Annotated in this window: 1 protein-coding gene; it reads right to left on the bottom strand. The window is 64.8% G+C overall.

The window, feature by feature from the left end; genetic code table 11:
• On the bottom strand, positions 1-1,046 hold a 1,046-nt coding region (gene tuf, locus ACFO5X_RS26135), incomplete at both ends, for an elongation factor Tu (protein ID WP_380723272.1).

The following is a 1,046-nucleotide window of genomic DNA, read 5'->3' as shown; positions in this document are numbered from 1 at the left end:
CAGGCCCTGTTCCATGGCGATCGGCGCGATCAGTTCGACGCCGAACTTCAGGTTGTCGCCCGGCATCACCATCTCGGTGCCTTCCGGCAGCTCGACCGTCCCGGTCACGTCCGTGGTCCGGAAGTAGAACTGCGGGCGGTAGTTCGCGAAGAACGGCGTGTGACGGCCACCCTCTTCCTTGGTCAGGATGTAGACCTCGGCTTCGAACTGGGTGTGCGGCGTCACCGAACCCGGCTTGCAGAGCACCTGGCCCCGCTCGACGCCTTCCCGGTCGACGCCGCGCAGCAGCGCGCCGATGTTGTCGCCGGCTTCACCGCGGTCCAGCAGCTTGCGGAACATTTCCACACCGGTGCAGGTCGTCTTCTTGGTCGCCTTGATGCCGACGATCTCGATTTCGTCGCCGACGTTGATCACGCCGCGCTCGACACGGCCCGTCACCACGGTGCCGCGGCCCGAGATCGAGAACACGTCTTCGATCGGCATCAGGAACGGCTGGTCCACGGCCCGCTCGGGGGTCGGGATCCATTCGTCGACCGCGTCCATCAGCGCGCGCACCGACTGCTCGCCGATGTCCGGACGCTCGCCGATCAGCGCCTGATGCGCCGAACCCTTGATGATCGGGATGTCGTCGCCCGGGTAGTCGTAGTTGCTGAGCAGTTCGCGCAGCTCCATCTCGACCAGTTCGATCAGTTCCTCGTCATCCACCAGGTCGACCTTGTTCATGTAGACGACCATCGTCGGAATGCCGACCTGGCGGCCGAGCAGGATGTGCTCGCGCGTCTGCGGCATCGGGCCGTCCGAGGCCGCACAGACCAGGATCGCGCCGTCCATCTGCGCCGCACCGGTGATCATGTTCTTCACATAGTCGGCGTGGCCGGGGCAGTCGACATGCGCATAGTGGCGCTTCTCGGTCTCGTACTCCACGTGCGCGGTCGAGATCGTGATCCCGCGCGCCTTCTCTTCCGGAGCGGCGTCGATCTGGTCGTAGGCCTTGAACTCTTTCGAGAAATACTTCGTGATCGCCGCCGTCAGCGTCGTCTTGCCGT

This window comes from Seohaeicola nanhaiensis (genome assembly GCF_042654245.1).
Classification (GTDB): domain Bacteria; phylum Pseudomonadota; class Alphaproteobacteria; order Rhodobacterales; family Rhodobacteraceae; genus Seohaeicola_A; species Seohaeicola_A nanhaiensis.
The sequence above is the reverse complement of the archived record's forward strand: the minus strand, read 5'-3'. Positions and strand labels throughout refer to the sequence as shown.